This is a genomic window from Streptomyces sp. N35, assembly GCF_016464295.1.
Taxonomy (GTDB): domain Bacteria; phylum Actinomycetota; class Actinomycetes; order Streptomycetales; family Streptomycetaceae; genus Streptomyces.
In genome coordinates this window covers 118,067-121,327 of the sequence record NZ_JAEIMH010000014.1, presented here as the reverse complement: position 1 = coordinate 121,327, position 3,261 = coordinate 118,067, and the positions used below count along the sequence as shown (strand labels likewise).

Annotated in this window: 1 protein-coding gene and 2 pseudogenes; 2 read left to right on the top strand and 1 reads right to left on the bottom strand. The window is 73.3% G+C overall.

Annotated features, from left to right (window positions below; all coding sequences use genetic code 11):
* Positions 1 to 2,093 (top strand): annotated as a pseudogene (locus tag JAO81_RS11005) (transcriptional regulator); the annotation flags it as partial.
* Positions 2,094 to 2,317: 224 nt separating this feature from the next.
* Complete coding sequence (locus tag JAO81_RS11000; RefSeq protein ID WP_199547587.1) at positions 2,318 to 2,917, top strand: hypothetical protein; 600 nt, start codon at positions 2,318 to 2,320, stop codon at positions 2,915 to 2,917.
* 100 nt (positions 2,918 to 3,017) lie between these two features.
* On the opposite strand, the pseudogene JAO81_RS42380 reads toward JAO81_RS11000, so the two are convergent.
* A pseudogene (locus tag JAO81_RS42380) lies at positions 3,018 to 3,261 on the bottom strand (hypothetical protein); the annotation flags it as partial.

Sequence of the window (3,261 nt, the reverse complement as noted above, 5' to 3'; positions counted from 1 at the left end):
GCGGGAGCGGGCCGCGGGAGCCGGGGTGGGCCTGCCGCGCGGCGCCCCCCCCCGGCCGGCCGGTCGCCGTTGTCCTCGACGACCTCCACTGGGCGGATGCGGCCACACTGGAACTGCTCGGCGGCAGTATCGGCGTTCAGGCCCCGATCCTGGTCGTCGTCGCCTACCGCGCGGACGAGAGCGAGCGCCTCACGGAAACGCTCGGCGCCCTGGCCCGCACCGCGCCGCTCCGGCTCGAACTGCCGGGCCTGAACGGCGACGCCGTAGCGGAGCTCGTACGCGCCGAATGCGACGCCGACGACGCGACCGTGGCCGGGATCGCCGAGCGGACCGGCGGCAATCCCTTCTACGTGCGCGAGAGCGCGCGGCTGCTGACCGGCGAGGGTGCGCTGGTCGCGCTCTCGGAGGTCCCCGAGGGCGTACGGGACGTGCTGCGGCGCCGCCTTGCGCGGCTCCCAGAGAGTGGTGTGGCCGTCCTGCGCCTCGCGGCGGTGGCCGGCCGGGAGAGCTCGGTGGATGTGCTCGTGCGGGCCGCCGACACCGACGAGGACGGCGTGCTCGACGCGTTGGACGCGGGCGTCATCGCCGGCTTGCTCGACGAGCCCGGACCCGGGTTGGTCCGGTTCGTTCACGCGCTGGTCAGGGACACGCTGGTCGCCGACGTCAGCCGGCTGCGGGCCGCCCGGATGCACGCCCGGATCGCGGCCGCCCTCGAAGGCACGGGTGACATCGCGGCGCTCGCCCATCACTATGCGCGTGCGGGGTCGCCGAAGGCCGTCGGCTATTGCGTACGGGCCGCAGAGCTGGCCGAGGCGCGCTACGCCCACGACGTGGCCGCCGCGCTGCTCGCCGACGCGGTCGCGGCCGCGGGCTCCTGCGAACCGGACGAGCGTGTCGCGCTGTTCGGCCGGCTGCTGCGCGCGCAGATCAGGGCCGGAGCCGTCGCCGCTGCCAGGCGCACGCGTGAACAGGCCGTGGAGTACGCCGAGTCGATCGGGCGCGACGACCTGATGATCGCCGCGTTCACCGCCTGGACCGAGCCCACTCCCTGGCAGGCCCGCACATACGGCACGGTCGACCGCCCTGTCGTCGACCGCCTCAGCCGCCTGCTCAAGCGGACGGGTCTCGCCCCCGAGGCGCGCTGCCGCCTCCTCGTCGCGTACGCCAACGAGCTGGTGGGCGAGGACGATCCGACGGTGGTGGACGCCGCGCGCGAAGCCCTCGGCCTCGCCACCGATCCGCGCCTGCGGGCCGCGGCGCTGCTGGTCCTCACCGACGTCACCCGGCGCGAGGAGTATGCCCGGGAGCTGGTGGAGATCGGTGTCGAGCACGACCTGCCTGTCTACCGCGTGACCGGGCTGTTCGGCCTCGCCGCGAACGCCGCCGCAGCCAACGACCCGGCGAGCGTGCGCCGTTTGATCGGCGAGACCCTCGACCTCGCCCGCGCCTACCGGATGCCGGAGGCGATCAGCGCCGCCGAGATCGCGCTCGCGGCCCAGGCGCTCGTCGAGGGCCGGTTCGCCGACGCCGAGCACCGCTACGTCGAGGCCGTCGCACGCATGCAACGCGCGGGATCGGTGCACATCGGCTTCATCGGCCTCGCGCGGGCGACGATCCGGCTGAACGACGGCTCGCTCGGCGATCATCTTGATGAGGTGCGCGCGCTCCACGAGGCGCTCGGTCCGATGGTCGCCGACCTGCTCACGCTCGCCCTCCACGCCGCCGGCCGCGGCGACGAGGCACACCGGACCCACACGGCTCCTGGTCCGATACGCCACGACTTCTTCTTCACGTTCCTGACGAGCCTGCGCGCGATGGCGATCGTCGCGCTCCATGACCGCGACGCCGCCGAGGAGGTCTACGCGGACCTGCTCCCCCACCGTGAGGGTCCCCCGGCCGGCGCGGAGAGCCTGTCGCTCGGGCTGCGTCCGGTCGCCCACACGCTCGGCGAACTCGCCCTCCTGCTCGGCCGCGACGACGAGGCCGCGGCCCACTTCGCCCGGGCAGCCGAGATCGCCGACCGGTGGAACGCCCCTCACTGGTCGGCCGACGCCCGAACACACCTCCACCAAGCGGACAGCTACCACCCCTGACAGCTACCGGCTGTGCCGACATCCGGGCCGCAAGGGGCGGATGTCGTGTCGGCGTCCGGGGGAGCCGGCGGTGCGGGTCAGAGCCCAACTTCGCCTGGCCTGAATACGCAAGGTAGCCAGGTCGTCTACGGGTGGACGTGCGGCGGCCCCTACGGGACGCAATCCGGGGTGCGTTGGGGGCGCCCCCAATAGGCTCGAAGTCCCCAGCCTGTGAGGCTTCCGGCATGACCTCCAACCACATGGGCATGCCAAGGCTCTTCCTCATCGCTCCGTTCCTGCTCGTCCTGTACGGGCTGTTGCGCCTCGTCGACGGGTTGGACGGGGAACACGGACCCGGGCTCGCCTGGAACCTCGGACACACGCTGTTCTTCTTCGGCTTCGTACTGTTCGGCGCGGTGACGGTCAGGCTGCGGCAACTCGTCCCCGTCGCCACCGCGCGCAGGCAGCTGCTCGCGAACGCGGCGGCAGCAGCAGGGATGTTCGGCGTCGCCTGTTTCCTCTGGGTGATTCTCGGTGACCTGTTCCCAGCTGTGGACTCAGCAGCACCCTTGCCCGAACCCCTGGAGATGATCGGCCCGCTCGCGTTCCAGCTGGGTTGGCTCACCCTGCTGGTCATGCTCGTTGCCGCGACCCCGCGTCTGCTGCCCGTCTGGAGTCCCGTGGCGGTCCTCGGGGGCTTCGTTCTGTTCGCGGCCAACCTGGATCTTCTGCCGGTCGGCGCACTGCTCCTGATGGCCGGGCTGGCACCAGTGGCCCGCATACCGCAGGTCCCCGCCCGCGCGGACAGGAACCCGATCCGCATCGGCCGGAACTCCGGCGCGTAGCGAGCCGGCCGACGATTCCGCGAGTGACCACGCCGACGCCGGCCGGTTGGCCGCAGACCCCGGGCTCAACCGGCCCACCCGGCGGACGAGTTCGCTCGCGTCAGCGGCGCGCGGCGCGCCCCCGGCCCGGACGGAAGACCCAGGCGGCCAGCAAGCCCGCGGTCGCGACGAATACGGCCGCACCGATCAACAGCGTTTGGTACCCGGAGGGTTCACTCGAAGCGGCGGTCACTTGGGGAGCCGCCTCGACCGCGACCGGCTTGCTGTCGCCGTCCGCGCCCTTGCCCCCCGCCGCCCGGGGCGCCGGGGGCCCCGGGCGGGGCCCCCGGGGGGGGGGGGGGGTG